Annotated in this window: 1 protein-coding gene; it reads left to right on the top strand. The window is 49.1% G+C overall.

Translation table 11 applies throughout. From position 1 onward, the window contains the following. Positions 1-511, top strand: a 511-nt coding sequence (locus KP705_RS16920) for a hypothetical protein (protein ID WP_215765105.1), incomplete at both ends; no start/stop codon positions are given.

The following is a 511-nucleotide window of genomic DNA, read 5'->3' as shown; positions in this document are numbered from 1 at the left end:
CAGTCATATGATGGGGGGTATTATCCTCGTTCATGGCTTGGGCATGTGTTCCATCTGGGGTGGTCTGTTGATGATATCTGCTGGCTGATATCTGCTGACTGCAAGCACCTTGGGCTTATAGCTCGGGATTATTCTGCTGATGAGAATCTGCGTTTTGCGTGTCGTTCGGAACAGGAAGACAGGCGACGCTTCAGGCTTCCTGCTGGTGGTTTAGAATACGTTCCAGAGGTTAAGGAAGCGAAGGAATCACGCGGAGAGATTTTTGATGCAGGACCGTCTGAGAATGGGTGTGAGTCATCTTCTCGGATAGGTTTTTATGAGCTTCTTCGTCGCAACAGTGGGAACAAGGTTGATGTGTTTAAACATCTTGAACGCATTGGCAGGGATGAGGCCATAAGGCTTCAATCTGATCGCATTGCTGACAGGCTTGAAGGTCTGGGGATTCCGTCTAGGCGTAAGAAGCAGGATGGCACCTTTTTCAAGGTGGGTTTGCTGTCTGGATTAGCTAAGC

Source organism: Gluconobacter sp. P1D12_c (genome assembly GCF_018812105.1).
GTDB lineage: Bacteria > Pseudomonadota > Alphaproteobacteria > Acetobacterales > Acetobacteraceae > Gluconobacter > Gluconobacter oxydans_A.
The sequence above is the reverse complement of the archived record's forward strand: the minus strand, read 5'-3'. Positions and strand labels throughout refer to the sequence as shown.